This is a genomic window from Streptomyces sp. NPDC002125, assembly GCF_053593715.1.
The window spans coordinates 34,769-50,643 of record NZ_JBSFDD010000036.1 but is presented as its reverse complement, the minus strand read 5'-3'; the positions used below and the strand labels follow the sequence as shown (position 1 = coordinate 50,643).

Here is a 15,875-nt window from a genome sequence, read left to right as displayed (position 1 = left end):
GGCGACTCGCCCTTCGTCCGGCCTACCTGCCGGACGGAGGGCGCACCGCTGCCGGGACAAGCACGAGGCAGGTGCAGTGGCCGGCTCCTCCGCTGGTCTCAGGCGGCCCAGCCGATCGAGGAGACGTTGCTGTACGCGTCGTAGTCGGACCCGAGGTCTTGGATGATGTCGTCCCAGATGGCGTCGAGTTCGTCTACGTCGTCGTCGAGCCATGCGTCCACGGCGCGGTCCCAGACGCCTCGGACGTTGATGCTGCGGCTGGACAGGTCCCGCTGATACTTGCCCTCGACGCGGGTCTGGTCGACGGGGTTGATCTCGACACGGGTTCCGCGGCCGTTGTTGTTGAGCCGCTTCTTCAGGTCGGCGGCCACGTTGCGGCGGCGCAGGTCCCAGTACGCGGCGTCCAGCCTCGACCGGTTCGCCATGTTCGGGGTGCGCTCCTCGGCGAGCCAGGCCATGAGGGTGCGCGGTGAGACATGGATGCCGGCGCGGTCCATCGCCTCGTACCCGGCATCCGTCTTGGTCAGGTAGTTCAGGCGAGCGGCGAGGCCACGGTCGCTGTCGACGGGCGAGGCGATGCCGGTCACCATGCGCTCGATCGCGACACCCAGGGCGTCCGCTCCGGGCAGGCCCCTGGCGTTGAGCGCGCCGAGGTCCATCCAGCGGCCGGCCATCAGCGGGCCACCGTGCCAACCGTGCCGACGGTGTACTCACCGGTGGCCTTGCCCTCGCCGTGCTTGACCTTCATCTGGGCCACGCCACGGCCCTCCGGGAACACTCGTCGCCAGTCACCTGTGACGTGGAGTTCGTCGGTGCCCATCATCGCGACGACGTCCAGACCCGCCTGGTGGGCCTTGAACGCCTTGCCCCACAGGTTCGCGTACGCCTGCGAGTGGATGATGTGCATCCAGTCCGGGCGCACCATCTCCCTGTTGTGGATGGACTCCCCCATCGTCGAGATGAACTTCGAGTACATCGCCTTGACGTACTCCAAGGTCAGCGTGTCCCGGTTCTCGATCGCCTCGTCCCGCGCGGCTGACAGCAGCTTGCGCAGCGCGTCGAGGAAGTTCTCGGTGGCGCCACTCGTCCACGACTCGTGGATGACTGGGGCGTCGGTGAGGCCGTACTTCGGGCCTGAGAGGCGCTGGAGCAGGCGAAGCGTTGCGTTGGTGACCCAGAGGGCGCCGGGTTCGTCGCGGTCACCGATCGGGTCGGGCAGGTGCGGGTGGGTCCACTCGGCGGGGGTGATCAGGTGGACCCCGGAACGCTTCGGGTCGATGCCCTCGGTGCCGGTGTGGTGCTCCAGCTTCCCGATCGGCAACCAGCACTTCAAGGCGCTCAAGTAGGCGGCGTTCACGTCCAGCGCGGTGGCCTTGATGTCGCCCGGGGCGCGCAGGGAGTAACCGGGGTGGTGGAAGCGCGGCCTCGCTTCCCAGATCTGGTCGGGGTCCCTCTTGGACGGCTTCTTCAGGATGTCCGGGAGGGCCGGGTAGGCGGTGAAGTCGTAGCGGCCGGACGCGCGGGTCTCGTTGAAGAGCGCCATCACGTCGGGGATCGCCCTCTTGATCAGCGCCTTCAGCGCCGCTTCCTCGTCGCCCCCGGCGTGCTCGGCTTCTTCCTGGACGGCGCGGCTGATGAGCAGGGTGGTGTCAGCCTGCGCACGGGCCGCTGAACGGGCGCGGCGCTCCGGGCGGTTGTAGGCAGGTGCCGGGGTCGGTGACGCGGGCACGGCCGGCGTCGGGGCAGCGGTCGGCGCGGGTTCCGGGGTGGTGGGTGCGGCCGGGGCGGTACCGGCGGGCTGGCACATCGCCCCGGAGTGCAGCGGTCGGCCGTCCGTCGACTGGTAGGCCGTCTCGACGCCGCAGCGAATGCAGGGGCCCGGGTCTCCCTCGATGGCCCGCCCGTCCGGGCCGCGCAGCGTCTCGGGGGCGGCGGCGAACGCGGGCGGCACCGGGACCGCTTCGGGGACGGGATCCGCGGTGGGTTCCGGCGCGGGCTCGGTGGCGGGGGCCGGGTAGATCTCGGCGAGGCCCTTGAGCAGCTTCAGGTAGGGCAGGCGGCCGGGCGGGGTCGGATCCGAGTGGCCGGTCTCCCAGTTGGCGACGGTGGTGCGGCCGACGCCAACGGCTGCGGCGACCTGGGCGCGGGACAGGCTCGCGGCCTCCCGCAGCCGCTGACGCTCGGCCGGAGACGGGATCGCGGCGTTCAGCCGGGCCTCTTCGAGGAGCGCTTCCACGCTGTTCTCTTGGCTCATACCGTAACTATACAACGAGTGGACGTAACTTGGTGCTATATTGGTCATTCATTGGACAGTCTGTGACGGTTAGGCAAGGGGTGATGCAGCGGTGAGCTGGACCTCGGAGAACGTTGCGCGTGATCAGGTGCGCCGCCAGGCGGCGGGCAAGACCGTGCAGCAGGTCGCGCAGGCCGTGGACGAGTCGGCGGCACGGGCGCGGGAGACGCGGCAGGCACTGCGCCCCCGACGGCCGTCCGTGAGCAATTCGCGCCGGACCCGGAGGAGCTGGCCGCCCGGTGGGCAGGCCTACTCACGGAGTGGCAGCGGGTTGCGGCCCATCTCGCCGGATCCGGTGCCGAGGTCTACGACGGCGACCAGGACGAGACGGGCAGCGCCTGGGCGCGGGAGCGGGAAAAGCGGCGCGCCACGGAGCTGCGGACTCATGCCGCATGGGCAGAGCAGCGGCGTGAGGAGCGGGAGGAACTGGGGGTCGAGCTGTGGCTGAGCGCGGCTGCCGGGCGGCGGATCCGGGCGGCGGCCGCGCGGGCCGGGCTGACCCCGCACGAGGTACTGGCCCAGCTCGCCGAGCTGGCCGCCATCGACGAGGACGGGTCAGTGTCCGTCGCCCCGTTCATCCCGGGCCGTGTGTCCGTGGCGGGAAGTGAAGAGCGATGACGATGCAGGGTGTGATCTCGCTTCGGCCGCATCAGGTCGAGGCCGTGGACTCGATCATCGAGGGCCTGGCCCTCCCCGTGGACGGCACCGTGCCCGCAGCGGGTCAGCGCGGCCAGGTCCACATGTCCACCGGCTCGGGCAAGACCATCACGGCTGCGGTGGCGGCGCTGCGGATGGTCCCCCGGGGCCTGGTCGGCGTATTGGTCCCGACCCTGGATCTGCTCACTCAGACCGTGGAGGCGTGGCGGGCGGTCGGCCACACCGCCCCGGCCGTGGCCGTGTGCAGTCTCGGCGCTGACCCGCTGCTGGACGCGCTCGATGTGCGGTGCACGACCAACCCGACGCAACTCGCCCTGTGGACCGCGCAGGACGGGCCGATGCTGGTGTTCGCGACGTACGCGAGCCTGTCCCCGCAAGGGCTGGACGACGACCAGGGCGACGAGGAGACCGGCGCCGCGCCGGGCGCCCTGGAACGCGCGCTGCGCGGCTCGTACGGGCAGACCATGCGCCCCTTCGACCTCCTGGTGGTCGACGAGGCCCACAGGACGTCCGGGGACGCCGCGAAGGCGTGGGCCGCCGTCCACGACCAGACACGAATCCCTGCGGAGCGACGCCTGTACCTGACGGCCACCCCCCGCCTGTGGGAGGCCGCGCCCGGCGGTGCCGGCGCGGACGAGACCGGCGGGCGCCTGGTCGCCTCGATGGACGACGAGTCCCTCTACGGGCCGGTGCTGTTCGAGTTCGGGCTCATGGAGAGTGTCGAGCGCGGGATCCTCGCCAGGTTCGAGATCGACGTCCTGGAGATCCGTGACCCGCAGGCACCCGGGCCCGGTGCCACCGTGGAGGAGCGGCGTGGCCGGCGGCTCGCCGCGCTCCAGGAGTCCCTGCTCAAGCACGCGGACACCACCGGTGTGCGCTCGTTCATGACGTTCCACTCCCGGACCCTGGACGCCATGAGCTTCGCCCGCGCGCTGCCCGAGACAGCGGCGGAGCTCCACGCCACCGATCCCGTCACCTACCCGGGGCGGGTCGGTGCGGAGTGGCTGTGCGGCGAGCACCCGGCCGCGCACCGCCGCATCGTGCTGGACCGGTTCGCGGACGGTATCGACGCGGACGGATGGGTCACCGACCTCGGCGTGCTCTCCAGCTGCCGGGTCCTCGGTGAAGGGGTCGACATCCGGGGCAAGCGCGGCGTGGGCGCCGTGGTGTTCGCGGACACCCGCAGCTCGCCCGTGGAGATCGTCCAGATCATCGGGCGGGGCCTGCGCCAGGACCCCGGCGAGGGCAAGATCAGCCGCATCATCGTGCCCGTCTTCCTGGAGCCCGGCGAGGACCCCTCCGACATGATGGCCTCCTCCAGCTACCGCCCCCTGGTCTCGGTCCTCCAGGGGCTCCGCGCGCATGATGAGCGGGTCATCGAGCGCATGACGCTGGGCACCACGACCGCCCGGGGCCAGGCCACGTCCGTCGTCGCGCTCGACCCCAACCACGAGGACGCCGAGGACGACGGCCAGGAGGACGACGTCGACGAGGACCAGGAGCAGCCCGCCACCACCGGCCCGGCCGGTGACGAGGACGGCACCGAGGGCGACGCAGACGGGACGGGCACCCAGGACAAGGAGGAACACCCGGGCGACAACGTGCCGTTGCTGCGGTTCTCACTCCCCCACACCCCCGGTGGCGTCGCGCTGTTCCTGCGGACCCGTGTCCTGCACCCGGATTCCGAGGTGTGGCTCACCGGCTACAACGCCCTGCGCCACTGGGCGCTGGAGCACGGGAGCGCGGAGGTGCCGCTGGACGCGTCGGTGGAGCTCGGCGAGGACCGCATCACGTATGCGCTGGGCGCATGGGTCAGCGAGCAGCGCAGGGCCTTCCGGCTCGGGACGCTCAAGGCGTGGCGGGCCGAGCTCCTGAACGAGGTGGGCATGGTGTGGTCGGTCGCGGACGCCGGATTCTGGCGCAACCTCACCGCGGCTCGGGCCTATCACGCGGTGCACGGCAGCCTCGCCGCCCCGAAAGACGCCGTGGTCGACGGCGTCGCGGTCGGACAATGGCTCGCCAACCTCCGCAAGGCCGGCGGGCTCGGCAAGGACGAAGTCCGGGCCGGGGAGCGGCGGGCCGCGCTGAAGAGCATCGACCCCGAGTGGAACCCGGGATGGTCGGTGGAGTGGCAGCGCCACTACGCCACCGCCCGCACCCTGCTCTCCGAGGAGACCGGGCTCACCGAGGTACTGCCCGGCGTCGTCGTCCACGGCTGCGACGTCGGCGCATGGCTCAACCGGCAGCGCGAACACACCGTGTGGCAGGGCCTCATGCCCGAGCAGCGCAAGCGCCTGGAGGACCTGGGCCTGACCCCCCTGCCCGCAGGACCGGCCAAGAAGACGGCATCGGCAGCCGGGGCGTTCGAGCGAGGCGTCCTCGCACTGGAGCAGTACAAGGCGCGCACCGGGAGCGTGACCGTGAGCCGAGCCCACATCGAAACCGTGGTCATCCACGGCGAAGAGCACGAGATCCGACTGGGCGTGTTCCTCACGAACAGCAAGACACGGCGGGCCAAGCTCGGTGGTGACAAACTCGCCCAGCTCGCCGCACTCGGACTCGACTGGGCGGCCTGACCCTGCAACAACGGCGCCCACCCGGACGAACCAGGATGGGCGCCGTGCGCGTACCTGCGGCTATCGGGCAGCCCTGGGTGCGGTGGGGGGCAAGATCACATGACCTGACGCTGTGCGTACTGGCAGCGCATGAAGACGTCGTACTTGCCCCAATTGAGGACCTCTTCGCCGTAGTCGTTCTTTCGAACGAGCACGGGGCCGAACCTCACCTGATTCTCGAAGTCGAGGTCGCTGAGTTCGAAGCTGTCCATGGCGATGAAGTCGTCGCACCAGGCCTGGATGAACAGGGAAACGATAGCCATGATCACTCCGGCGGCCGCCTGGAGCTGCCCCTTCGTCTTCGTCGGGTCTTTGACCCCCTCGATCAGCTTCCCGCTGATCTCATCGGCCTTCTTCCTGATCTCCTCCAGCACCTGACTCTTGCCGTTGTCCTCCTCCCATGCCTCAATGATCCCCAGGGCCCCACCGAACTTCGGGGCCGGCGGATATTCCTTGGCCTTCAAGGAGATCGCGACGTCATGCTTATGGTGGTACTCCCGGGTGACGCCCTCCTTGAAGTTCCCCACGGTCTCTGAGGTGCTGGTGTTCCCCTTATCTTTGTGCGCCGTGTGGAGGACGAAGTACACCTCGTCGTCCCCGTTCTCCCCCTCTGTCTGGGCGATGCATGTGGCCTGGTAGATCGCCAATTCGGCCGAGTGTGCATAGACCGGAGGCAGGGGGCCCAGTGGTTCGCTTGCTTCGGTGGGCAAGGGCCTGCTCCAACCGAACCGCTGGACGTCCTGCGCCGCAGGCAGACTCACCGCGTCCCCTGAAGCGCCGGCCTTGACCACGTTGGGAAGATCGCTGATCCGGTCCCAGTACTTGGGCAGGTCCCGAGCGGCATCCGCGTAGCTGTAGGAGGAATCAGCACCCAGACCGGCAGTGTCCGCGGGGAAGAGCGCCCCGCTCCGGTCAGCCTCCAGGCCGGCGAACGCCCGGCCGTAGCCCGCGACATCCTGGGGCGTGGGAGCAGCGAGCCGCGCGAGATCGACCAGATCGCTCTCCAGATCCGTCAGGGGGCGCTTCTCGCTCGCCTTCCGGCAGGCATTCAGGAGCACCGGCGTCAGCAGGTTGACCGAGCTGTTCGCGGCCAGACGAGCACCGACGAGCCGGTCGTTGCGCGCTTCGCGCTCCTCGCGTGTCTCTCCTTCCCCGGGCTGCAGCGCATCATCGGCGGGCATGGAGCGGGTGCATGCTACGGCGGATTCGAGGGCGTTCTCCAGCATGGCGGAGGTCAGAGCCATAGCGCTAGGTACTCCATTTCGAGGGGCGGCGTCTCTGCCGACACTCATCACCCTGAGTAAGGATCAAAAACCGCATCTCACCCGGACGAGATCGAATCGGGCCCGGTTGGCCGCAGGAGGGCCAAACTCACCGCCGACAAACTCGCCCAGCTCGCTGCCCTCGGGCTGGACTGGGCGGCCTGACGGATCACTGCGACGGCGCCCGCCCTGGACTTTCCGGGGCGGGCACCGTCATTTCGGACCGGCTGCCACGGCGCAGCGGTTCCCGCGCGCGCCGGTGGACAGGCTCGTCCCATGACGGCCACCGACCCCCAGCGCCCGCGCCGTGCTCCCTTCCCCGTGATAGCGCCGCGAGGGGACCTCGACTTCGACTCCCTGGCACCACTGGAAGCAGAATTCGAAACCGTGCTCGCACAGCACGACACGGTCATCCTGGACACCGGCGAGATCACCTTCGCGGACTCCACATTCCTCCGGCTGATCCTCGCCGCCCACCACCGCGCCAATCTGAGGATCGCCGCCCCCTCCACCCCCGTGCGCCGGCTGCTCCAGGTCGTCGGGGCCGACACCATCCTGCACCTGTACCCCACCCTCGAAGACGCCCGCAGCGCCTAGACCGCCCTCGGGTTGACAGGCGGCCTGATCAGTCGCCCGGCGCCTGCTCCGGAACCGGGACGGGCACCGTTCCGGTTCCGGAGCACGCGGCCGGAGCCACACCAGCGAGGAAACGGGCGTAGCCCCGCTCGGCCCGCGCAGGAGAGAGCGCACCGAACGCGGGACTGAGGCGGCACACACCACCTGCCTACGCCCGCCAGGTGGACCGGGCAGGTTCCTGGGGACCGTGATCCATGCCGTCGCCTTGATCGACTTGCGTCTCCCCTTGTTCCGGTGAGCATGGGATGCGGAGCTCGGGGACCCGCGCCTGGTGAGGCGCCCAGACATTGGAGTCTCTGTATGACGCAGCTTCCCCCGCCTGTCACCCCCTTCCTCGAGCCCGCGGCCAAGGAACTGGCCGAGGCGACCGACCCGCACCCGCGGATCTACGAGGTCCCGCCGGAGCAGGGCCGCGACATCCTTGCCGGCCTGCAGAGCGGCGAGGGTGTAGAACGGCCCGAGGTCGACGAGAAGTGGGTCGACGTCGACGCCGGCAAGTGGGGCACGGTACGCACCCGGATCATCCGCCCCAAAGGCGCCACAGGGACCCTGCCCGTGGTCATCTACATCCACGGGGCCGGCTGGGTCTTCGGCGACGACAAAACCCACGACCGTCTCTTCCGCGAGCTGGTGGTCGGAGCGAACGCAGTCGGAGTGTTCCCGGTCTACGACCGGGCACCGGAGGCGAAGTACCCGACACAGATCGAACAGAACTACGCCGTGGGCCAGTGGGTCCTCAAGAACGGCGCCGACCACGGCATGGACACCTCCCGCGTCGTGGTGACCGGTGAATCCGTCGGCGGATGCATGTCGGCCGTGTTCACGCTGATGAACAAGGAACGCGACAACGGCATCGACCTCAAGGCCCAGGTGCTGTTGTACCCGGTGACGAACGCCGACTTCGACACTCCGTCCTACCTCCAGTTCGCCGAGGGCTACTACCTCACCCGCGACGGCATGAAGTGGTTCTGGGACGCCTACACCCCCGACCCCGCCGAGCGGAAACAGCACTACGCCTCCCCGCTCCAGTCGACGCTCGACCAGCTCAAAGGGCTGCCGACCACGCTGGTCATCACCGACGAGGCCGACGTCCTGCGCGACGAAGGCGAGATGTACGCCAACAAGCTCCGCGAAGCCGGCGTCGACGTCACGTCCGTCCGCGTCGCCGGCATGGTCCACGACTTCCTGCTCCTGGACAGCCTGCGCAACACCCGCGCCGCCAACGTCGCCCGCCACCTCGCCATCGACGCCCTGCGCAAGGCACTCCACGACAGCTGACCCCACCGACTCCTGGCCGATGATCCCGACCAAGAACGGCCTGATGGTGTGGCACACCCGTCCCTTCGGGGTCGACTGCCAGGTTCTACCCCCGTGGGACGACGTGCCTCCCCGAACGCCTCGCGCACACCCGCGCGGGGCGTTCGACGTTGCAGAACCTTGCGCTCTGCGCTGCCGCACGTGTCATGCCGCGCACATCTGCCGCTTGTCGCCCTACGCCGCCAGCACGCCCCTGCGCCGAAGGAGCGGGAGCACGTGGTCTCGTAGCGCGGGCGCGAGATCGAGACCCGCCTCGTGACCGGACACCCACCGCATGTGTGCCAGCTCAGCGGCAGGGCTCGGAGGCCCGCTGAGGCGCGCCTCGAAGACGGTCATCCTCATGGGGACGCCCTCCAGTGCGGCTACCGCCTCGACATCGGCCAGGAACTTCGGCTCCAGGGGCCGGACGCCGAGTTCCTCCTCGAACTCCCGTGCCAGCGTCTCCAGGACCTCCTCGCCCGCGTCGGGCTTCCCGCCCGGAAGATAGAAGATCCCAGGCGCCGCTTTCTTGCTCACCACCAGGAGCTGCCCCCTCTCGACAACCGCCGCCGAGACGACAACGAGAGGCTCGATCTGCGCTGGCGGCGTAGCCGCAGGATTTCCATGGGTCACACAAGCAATTCTTCCAGACAGCAGCAGCGGCCCCTGCCGTCCGGCAGCCAACCAGCCCAGGTTCACACGACCAACCCGCACAGAAGCCGCACGTCCGCGGCGGCAGGCCGGGCGCCCGGACGCCGAGCAGCTGCTCAACCAACCCGAGTGGGTGGAATGGCGGGCGGTCGCGCACACGTATCTGGCGGCAAGAGGGCCGAGCCGTGACCGGCTTCCCCGCCGCTCGTTACCACGGCGGTGCCGCCCGTTCTACCCCCGTGGGACAGCGCACTCTCCGAACGCCCCGCGTGCCGTCGCGGGGCGTTCGACGTTGCACGGCCCCATCGATACCCCTTGGCTCGCTGCTTCGTTGAGCGGGACATGTACCGAACATCCTGAGCTTGTTCTTTATCTACCAAGATCTTCCGGGTTTCCCGATGGCCTTGAGGGTCTCGGGGCGTTTGACGGTCTTGCCGACGTCGTAGCGGGTGGCGGGCCGCCGGTTCTTCGAGCCGAGGGGACGTCCGGGGCCGGCACCTCGGGGTTTGGGTCGACGGGCCGGTGGTCTCGCCCGTGGATCAGTGTTCGAGCCAGCGTTCCCGGGCCTGAGCAGGGCCGCGACCGGTTCGACGGTGCCGCCCGGTCCGTGGTCGAGGAATGCCATCAGCGGGTGGTGCCCGTTGGTCCGCTTCCAGGTCGGGGCCGCGTCCTCCTTCTCGGAGTGCGCGACCACCGGGACCCCGTCGAGGTCAACGGTCACCGTCGCGCCTGCAGCGGGTGCCGCCTTTCCGGCCAGTCGCCAGACTCGCTCGCGGGCTTCGGTCCGCGCGGCACGGATGGCCCGCAGGGTCTTTTCCCCGGTGGCCGCGAGGGTGTCGATGAGGCGGGAGACCGTCGGGTCGGAGGCGACCGGCCCGAACACGGCCGACTCGGCCCGCAGCATGCCGACATCGGCGAGGCAGTCCCCGCACAGCGCGGTCGCCAGGGCCACATCCAGCAGGACCTTGCCCGCGGCATGGACGGCCCGCGGCTTCCGCCACGGCGCAAGCGCCGCTGATGTCGAGGTGTCCAGGCCGGCCTTGCGGACGGTCTCGACCAGCAGTACGCCCCCGGCATGCGAGACCACCGTCCGACCGCCGCCCTCGATGCGGACACGCGGGTAGGAACCGATGCGCTTCTCCACCTGGAGAGTGCTTCTTTCCTTGCGGCGAATTGGACCCTAGACAAGTCCCATCGTTGCAGGTCAGGAGCACTCTCCGCTTATTTGATCAAGACCCGGGCAGCCCCGCTCGCGAGGGCGCGAGGTCAGCCGTCCGGCCCGGCAGAGGTGCGCCCTCCAGGAAGGCGGAATAGGCATCGAGGGCCTCCGGCTCGATTTCAGGGTCGGAGGGGCCGTAGCGGGTGTCCGTGCGGTCCCGCTTCGGCCCGGAGACCCAGAACTCCTCGTCGGTCTGCACGTCGTAGAAGTTCGCATCGAACATTCCCCCTGCCCGGCGCAGTGTTCTCCCGCGAAAGTACGCAGTACTCCAGGTCTTCGAGAAGTCCACCCACCCGATCCACGAGGGTCCGCGATCGGTGTTGTAACCGGTCTTCAACTGCACGAACATGAGACGTTGAGGCATACCCACAGGGTCCTGCAGAGTCCCCTTCCGTGACCAGCCATTTTGCGGGCGCCTACGTGACCCCGCGGCACCGCCGAAATAGGCCCCGGCAGGCGGCTACGGCACGATGCACTCGTTCACCTGGAGAGTGCTTGCTTCCTCTCAGCCGACAGAACGCCTGGTAAGCCCCACCGCCGCAGGTCAGCGACATCCGCCTGTCTGATCAGGATCCGCACAAGCCCGCTCGTGACAGCCCGAGGTTAGTGGTTCTGGCCCGCTGTCGCCTGGGGCGAAGCCCGGGTTCGCAGGGACCTGGCCGCCGTCGTGGAAGATCTGGAGCGAGCGGGCTGTTCGCCAAACGTCGGGGAACTTCGCGAACGCGGCCCTGATGCCGTCCCCGGCCATGCCCTCGATCGGGCCCGTGCAGCCGAAGTGCCGCGGTTTCACCACGCCACAACTGAGCTCGGAAACGCTCAGTTGCTCTGAGCGCGTGCAAACGGGGTGCCTTGATGTGTCTGGAAGGGTGAGCGGGTCTCTGACCGCCCCCGCTGCGCGCACCCACTCGATAGCCGTTCGGCAACTCGGGCGAGGAACAACGGAACAGTCAGTATCGGTGAGATTGATTTTGAACAGTAGGCACTGCCTTCGAGATGACTGGTGCGCCGCGATGACAGGCTGTCCGTCGGCCTCCGGTAGGTTGCAACACGAACCCGGTTCCCTGCGAAGGAGGTGTGATGTGAGCACGTTAGAAGCTGGCGAGGTCGCGCATCACCTGGCGGCGTCGTACGCCACGGGCTTCGGTGAGGAGGGGAGAGCCTGGATCGCCGGACTGCCTGCTCTCGCGGCGACCATGCTGGAACGCTGGGATCTGGAACGGGACGGCACCGCGAGAGGCGGAGAAGCCTCACTGGTATTGCCGGTGCTGCGCCCCGACGGTACGCCCGCGGTCCTCAGACTCCAGATGCCCCGGCAGGAGACCACCGCCACCCTGATTGGCCTACGCACCTGGAACGGCAAGGGGATAGTTCGACTGCTCGATCACGACCCTATGAGCAGCAGCATGCTCTTGGAGCGGCTGGACGGAGCCCGCACGCTGGCCTCGATCAACGATGACGACGTGGCGATGAGCATCCTCGCCGAACTTCACGCTCGGCTGGTCGCAGTCCCCGCGCCGCAGGGACTGCGCAGTCTCGGCGACATCGCCTCCGGGATGCTGGATCAGGTCCCCCAGGCGCTCATGAGGCTGGCCGACGCGGCCGACCGTCAGGCCCTGCGCAGCTGGGCATCGGCGGTAGCCGAATTGGCCGGTGAGCCTGGGGACCGGATGCTGCACTGGGATCTGCACTACGACAACGTTCTCGCCGCGCAGCGCGAGCCGTGGATCGCCATCGATCCCGAGCCACTCGTCGGCGACCCGGGTTTCGATCTGTGGCCCGCCCTGGACAGCAGGTGGGACGACGTCGTGGCGAAGGGCGACACCCTGCGCATCGTACGGCGCCGCTTCGACCTGCTCACCGATGTCCTCGGCCTGGACCGCGCACGCGCGACCGGCTGGACCCTGGGACGGCTGCTGCAGAACTCACTCTGGGACATAGACGACGGTGAAACCCGGCTCGATCCGTCCTCCGTCGCGATTGCGGACTCGCTGCTGGCCCGGTGACCTGCGGCCAACAGTGGGTCGGTGATAATCAACCTGCCTGTGTGACAACTGCCGTGCTTCGGCTCACTGACCCGCGCGAGTTCCCCTGAGCGGCGCGTAGCGTGTCCAGGCATGACGCTGCTGCCGAACCTGCCTCAGAACACGGCGCTGCTCGATCTGCTGCGGCAACAGGGTGTTCCGCAGGAGCGCGGCGCCTACGGTTACGAGGGGTGGGAGCCACATACTCACCCCGATTTACGGCCCTCTCGCCTCGGACCCGCGCTTTCCAGCTGACACGACCGTCACCCTCACCCGCCTGGATCCCGGCGCCACCAAGCCGACGAGGCTCCCGCCCACCACTATTGCCGCGGACGAGAACTTCGCCCTCACCGACCGCGCCACCACCCGCGGCTACATCACGTACACCGTGTCGTTCGCCGGTGACGCCCTCAACCTGCCGTCCAGTACCAGCATCGAGGTCTACATCCCTGACCGCCGCTCCCCGGGTGCCCGGGACCGCTCATGTGCGGTCATCCGGGGAGCGCCGCAGAGTGAGTCCGGGCCGGGCTCCGTGCCCGAGAACACTGCCAACACGCTCGAGGAAGCTCGCGTAAACCTCCGCACCGCCCTTATCCGAAACGACACAGGCCGTGGCGAGGACGCGAGTTTTTCAGGTCGCAGCACCCGGCAGCGGGCGAGGCGTCGGCCCGTCTGCCAGGGGATCCTCGTCGGCGGCCGGTCGGGCCGGCCACCAGGAACGGTTGCCGAGCAGCGCCAGCGCGGACGGCAGCACCAGCGCACGCAGCACCAACGCATCGAACAGCACCGCGACCGTGAGGCCGGCCGCAATCTGCTTCATCTCGATCCGGTCGATGAAGAGGAAGCTGAGGAAGACCGAGACCATGATGACAGCCGCGCTGGTGATTACACTCGCCGATCCCGCGATGCCCTCGACCACAGCCTGCCGGGTGGAAACCCCCTTGAGTACGGACTCCCGGATCCTGCTCACCACGAAGATCTGGTAGTCGGTGGAGAGTCCCACCAGGATCGCGAAGACCATGAGCGGCGTTCGCGAGCCGACGAATCCGAGCGATTCGAACCTGAGGGCGCCCTCTGCCCACGTCCCTTGGAAGACCAGGGTCAGTACCCCCCAGGAAACCATCACCGTGGCCAGATTGAGCGCCACCCCCAGCAGGGCGAGGACAACGGACCGGAACGCGGCGAACATGATGGCGAGGGTCGTCAGTGACACGAAGACAATCACCCAGGGCAGCCGGTCCCGCTGGTGCGCCGCGTAGTCCACCCCTCCGGCGATCTCCCCGGAGACCGCGACTTCCACACCTGTTCCCGCCCCGCTCACGGTGTCCGGTATCAGCTCAGTACGCAGGCGCTCCAAGGAGCGCGTCGCCTCTGCCGAGTTCTGGGCGTACGGAACGGGAACCTTCAACATGGCCGTACGCCCGTCCTCGGCCACGGTCAGCTCCGGTGTCCGGTCCTGAGCGAAGAGTCGGTCGCCCCTGGTGCTGGCGGCGAGTGCCCGCAGCAGGGCCGCTGGGTCGTTGGCCCGCGCCACGACGAGGTGCGCGGGCCCTTGGGACGGGTACGCGGCCGTCAGCCGGTCGTACGTGGACACCGCCACCAGGCCGTCGGGGAAGGTTTCCTTGCCCTCCGTGCCGAGCTTCATGTTCAGCGCGGGCAGGGCGAGCGCGGCTGTCGCGGCGGCGCCAAGGAGCATGGCGGCCAGTGGACGGCGCACCACCGGTCCCAGGAGGGCGGTCCACCTTTTGTTGCCGCTTCCGCCCCTACCGCCTCCCCCGTCCCGGTCCCGGTTCTGCCTGTGACGGGTCCGCCGCCCGTCCATCCGATGCCCCAGCATGGCAAGCAGCGCCGGAAGCACGGTCAGAGAGCCGGCCACCGCGACCAGGGTCACCAGGATCGCGCCGGTGGCGATGGACGAGAAGATCACGTCGTCCACCAGGTAGAGACCACCGAGCGCGAGCACGACGGCCAGCCCCGAGTCCACGACTGCCCGCCCCGAGGTAGCCGCGGCAACCTCGACGGCAGCAACATGGCTGAGCCTTCCCCCCGAACGCTCGCGCTCCTCACGTGCCCGCTTGAGGTAGAAGAGCGAGTAGTCAACGCCGACGGCCATGCCGATCATGAAGATCACGCTGATTGCCGCGCCACCCGCATCCGGGAACACCCATGACGCCAGACCGTACAGACCGACGGCTCCCGCGAACGCGGGCAGCGCGAGCAGGACCGGGATCCCGGCCGCGAGCACCGCGCCGAAAACGACGAACAGTATGAGGAAGGTGACGGGCAGACTGATGGCCTCGGTCCGCTGGAGGTCCTGGCCCATCTTGTCGTTGACCGCGGTCGACATCGACGCGCTGCCGGTCTGCTCGATCCGCAGATTCCCGTGCGCCCCCTGTACCGCCTGCGTCTGTTCGAGTAGACCCTCGACTTCATCCTTCGCGGTCTCCTTGTCCCCCCGGACAGTGATGGCCACCCGCAGCGCCGCACCGTTGTCGGCCTCCACCGGATCGGAGACCCGGACGACGGACGGCAGGGAGGCCATCCGCCGCCGTATCTCACCTGCGGCGGCGCGAGCGGCGGATTCGTCGAGGCGGCCTCCCACTTCCGGAGCCGTGATGAGCACCTGCTCCTCCGGAGCGGGCGTGAGGCCACCGCGTGCGGCCATTGCCTCGGCCCGCCCAGCCTCACCGACCCAGAAGTCCTCGAACGTCCCCTTGTTGGTACCCACAGCCATGCCCGCACCGAGGCACAGGGCCACGAAAAGCAGCCACCCCACGATCGCCCGCCAGGGATGCGTGGCGAACCACCTGGCTGTCCGGACCGTGATCGGTTGATGCTGGCTGCGCACGCGGTTCCCTTCCCAGGAACAGTGATCTCTTGCTTGATCACCTTCCTCGGCGCGGGCCGCGGACGCACTGGTGCACGCAACCGACTCTTCCTGTGGCTAGCCCCGCCTCCGGTGCTGTTCCGGACGGCTCACGTCGGTGAAATCTCCCGGTTCGACCTGTTCGCTGTACCGATCGGACCGTTGAGGGTCCGAGGTGGCCACACGATCGTGCTGGAAGCCCCCAGCTGGGCCTCTACGGTCCTGTCGCCCAGACCGGACCCGCGCAGACCGCCATCTCACCCGTTGGGGAGTGTCATGAATCAATCGTGGCAGACCCCGCCGAGTCGTCGGTGGCCCTGACCAGACCGCCCTCTACGTCGGAACCGCCGAACTCGTCC

General features: G+C 68.9%; 11 protein-coding genes and 2 pseudogenes. 5 read left to right on the top strand and 8 right to left on the bottom strand.

Going from position 1 to position 15,875, the window contains the following annotated elements:
* Positions 1-98: 98 nt before the first annotated feature.
* Positions 99-674, bottom strand: coding sequence for a transcriptional regulator (locus ACWCQM_RS37210; protein WP_450919505.1), 576 nt, complete (start codon positions 672-674; stop codon positions 99-101).
* Complete coding sequence (locus ACWCQM_RS37205) at positions 674-2,254, bottom strand: helix-turn-helix domain-containing protein (protein WP_450919504.1); 1,581 nt, start codon at positions 2,252-2,254, stop codon at positions 674-676. Before ACWCQM_RS37205 ends, ACWCQM_RS37210 begins: the two co-directional genes overlap by 1 nt.
* A 659-nt stretch (positions 2,255-2,913) precedes the next feature.
* Between ACWCQM_RS37205 and ACWCQM_RS37200 the strand changes: the two genes are divergently transcribed.
* Complete coding sequence (locus ACWCQM_RS37200; RefSeq protein WP_450919524.1) at positions 2,914-5,526, top strand: Helicase associated domain protein; 2,613 nt, start codon at positions 2,914-2,916, stop codon at positions 5,524-5,526.
* A 95-nt stretch (positions 5,527-5,621) separates the two neighbouring features.
* Here ACWCQM_RS37200 and ACWCQM_RS37195 read toward each other — a convergent pair whose 3' ends face one another.
* The gene (locus tag ACWCQM_RS37195; protein ID WP_450919503.1) at positions 5,622-6,809 is read right to left on the bottom strand and encodes a hypothetical protein; all 1,188 of its coding nucleotides are present in this window, start codon (positions 6,807-6,809) and stop codon (positions 5,622-5,624) included.
* 294 nt (positions 6,810-7,103) lie between these two features.
* On the opposite strand from ACWCQM_RS37195, the gene ACWCQM_RS37190 reads away from it, so the two are divergent.
* Positions 7,104-7,424 carry an STAS domain-containing protein gene (locus tag ACWCQM_RS37190; protein ID WP_450919502.1) on the top strand — a complete coding sequence of 107 codons (321 nt, stop codon included), beginning with the start codon at positions 7,104-7,106 and terminating at the stop codon, positions 7,422-7,424.
* A gap of 339 nt (positions 7,425-7,763) precedes the next feature.
* Entirely contained in the window at positions 7,764-8,741 is a 978-nt protein-coding gene (locus tag ACWCQM_RS37185; protein ID WP_450919501.1) for an alpha/beta hydrolase, read from the top strand.
* Positions 8,742-8,954: 213 nt separating this feature from the next.
* Here the strand turns inward: ACWCQM_RS37185 and ACWCQM_RS37180 are convergent, their stop codons facing one another.
* The 4 genes and pseudogenes from ACWCQM_RS37180 to ACWCQM_RS37165 form a co-directional block, all read right to left on the bottom strand.
* Positions 8,955-9,392 (bottom strand): NUDIX hydrolase, encoded by a 438-nt coding sequence (locus ACWCQM_RS37180; RefSeq protein ID WP_450919500.1) that lies wholly within the window; start codon positions 9,390-9,392, stop codon positions 8,955-8,957.
* A gap of 391 nt (positions 9,393-9,783) precedes the next feature.
* A pseudogene (locus ACWCQM_RS37175) lies at positions 9,784-9,933 on the bottom strand (NF041680 family putative transposase); the annotation flags it as partial.
* An 18-nt stretch (positions 9,934-9,951) separates the two neighbouring features.
* Positions 9,952-10,554, bottom strand: a pseudogene (locus tag ACWCQM_RS37170) (transposase); the annotation flags it as partial.
* An 85-nt stretch (positions 10,555-10,639) separates the two neighbouring features.
* Positions 10,640-10,852, bottom strand: coding sequence for a hypothetical protein (locus ACWCQM_RS37165; protein ID WP_450919499.1), 213 nt, complete (start codon positions 10,850-10,852; stop codon positions 10,640-10,642).
* A gap of 856 nt (positions 10,853-11,708) precedes the next feature.
* On the opposite strand from ACWCQM_RS37165, the gene ACWCQM_RS37160 reads away from it, so the two are divergent.
* Together ACWCQM_RS37160 and ACWCQM_RS37155 are read left to right on the top strand one after the other, a co-directional pair.
* Positions 11,709-12,632: an aminoglycoside phosphotransferase family protein gene (locus tag ACWCQM_RS37160; protein WP_450919498.1), complete on the top strand. Its 924-nt coding sequence runs from the start codon at positions 11,709-11,711 to the stop codon at positions 12,630-12,632.
* A gap of 111 nt (positions 12,633-12,743) precedes the next feature.
* Positions 12,744-12,905, top strand: coding sequence for a hypothetical protein (locus ACWCQM_RS37155; protein WP_450919497.1), 162 nt, complete (start codon positions 12,744-12,746; stop codon positions 12,903-12,905).
* Between the two features lie 376 nt (positions 12,906-13,281).
* Here the strand turns inward: ACWCQM_RS37155 and ACWCQM_RS37150 are convergent, their stop codons facing one another.
* The gene (locus tag ACWCQM_RS37150; protein WP_450919496.1) at positions 13,282-15,384 is read right to left on the bottom strand and encodes an MMPL family transporter; all 2,103 of its coding nucleotides are present in this window, start codon (positions 15,382-15,384) and stop codon (positions 13,282-13,284) included.
* Between the last annotated feature and the right edge of the window lie 491 nt (positions 15,385-15,875).

Bases quoted from the DNA above. Each gene is read 5' to 3' on its own strand.
- ACWCQM_RS37210 (WP_450919505.1), bottom strand. From the start codon at position 674: ATGGCCGGCCGCTGGATGGACCTCGGCGCGCTCAACGCCAGGGGCCTG.
- ACWCQM_RS37205 (WP_450919504.1), bottom strand. From the start codon at position 2,254: ATGAGCCAAGAGAACAGCGTGGAAGCGCTCCTCGAAGAGGCCCGGCTG.
- ACWCQM_RS37200 (WP_450919524.1), top strand. From the start codon at position 2,914: ATGCAGGGTGTGATCTCGCTTCGGCCGCATCAGGTCGAGGCCGTGGAC.
- ACWCQM_RS37195 (WP_450919503.1), bottom strand. From the start codon at position 6,809: ATGGCTCTGACCTCCGCCATGCTGGAGAACGCCCTCGAATCCGCCGTA.
- ACWCQM_RS37190 (WP_450919502.1), top strand. From the start codon at position 7,104: ATGACGGCCACCGACCCCCAGCGCCCGCGCCGTGCTCCCTTCCCCGTG.
- ACWCQM_RS37185 (WP_450919501.1), top strand. From the start codon at position 7,764: ATGACGCAGCTTCCCCCGCCTGTCACCCCCTTCCTCGAGCCCGCGGCC.
- ACWCQM_RS37165 (WP_450919499.1), bottom strand. From the start codon at position 10,852: ATGTTCGATGCGAACTTCTACGACGTGCAGACCGACGAGGAGTTCTGG.
- ACWCQM_RS37155 (WP_450919497.1), top strand. From the start codon at position 12,744: ATGACGCTGCTGCCGAACCTGCCTCAGAACACGGCGCTGCTCGATCTG.
- ACWCQM_RS37150 (WP_450919496.1), bottom strand. From the start codon at position 15,384: ATGGCTGTGGGTACCAACAAGGGGACGTTCGAGGACTTCTGGGTCGGT.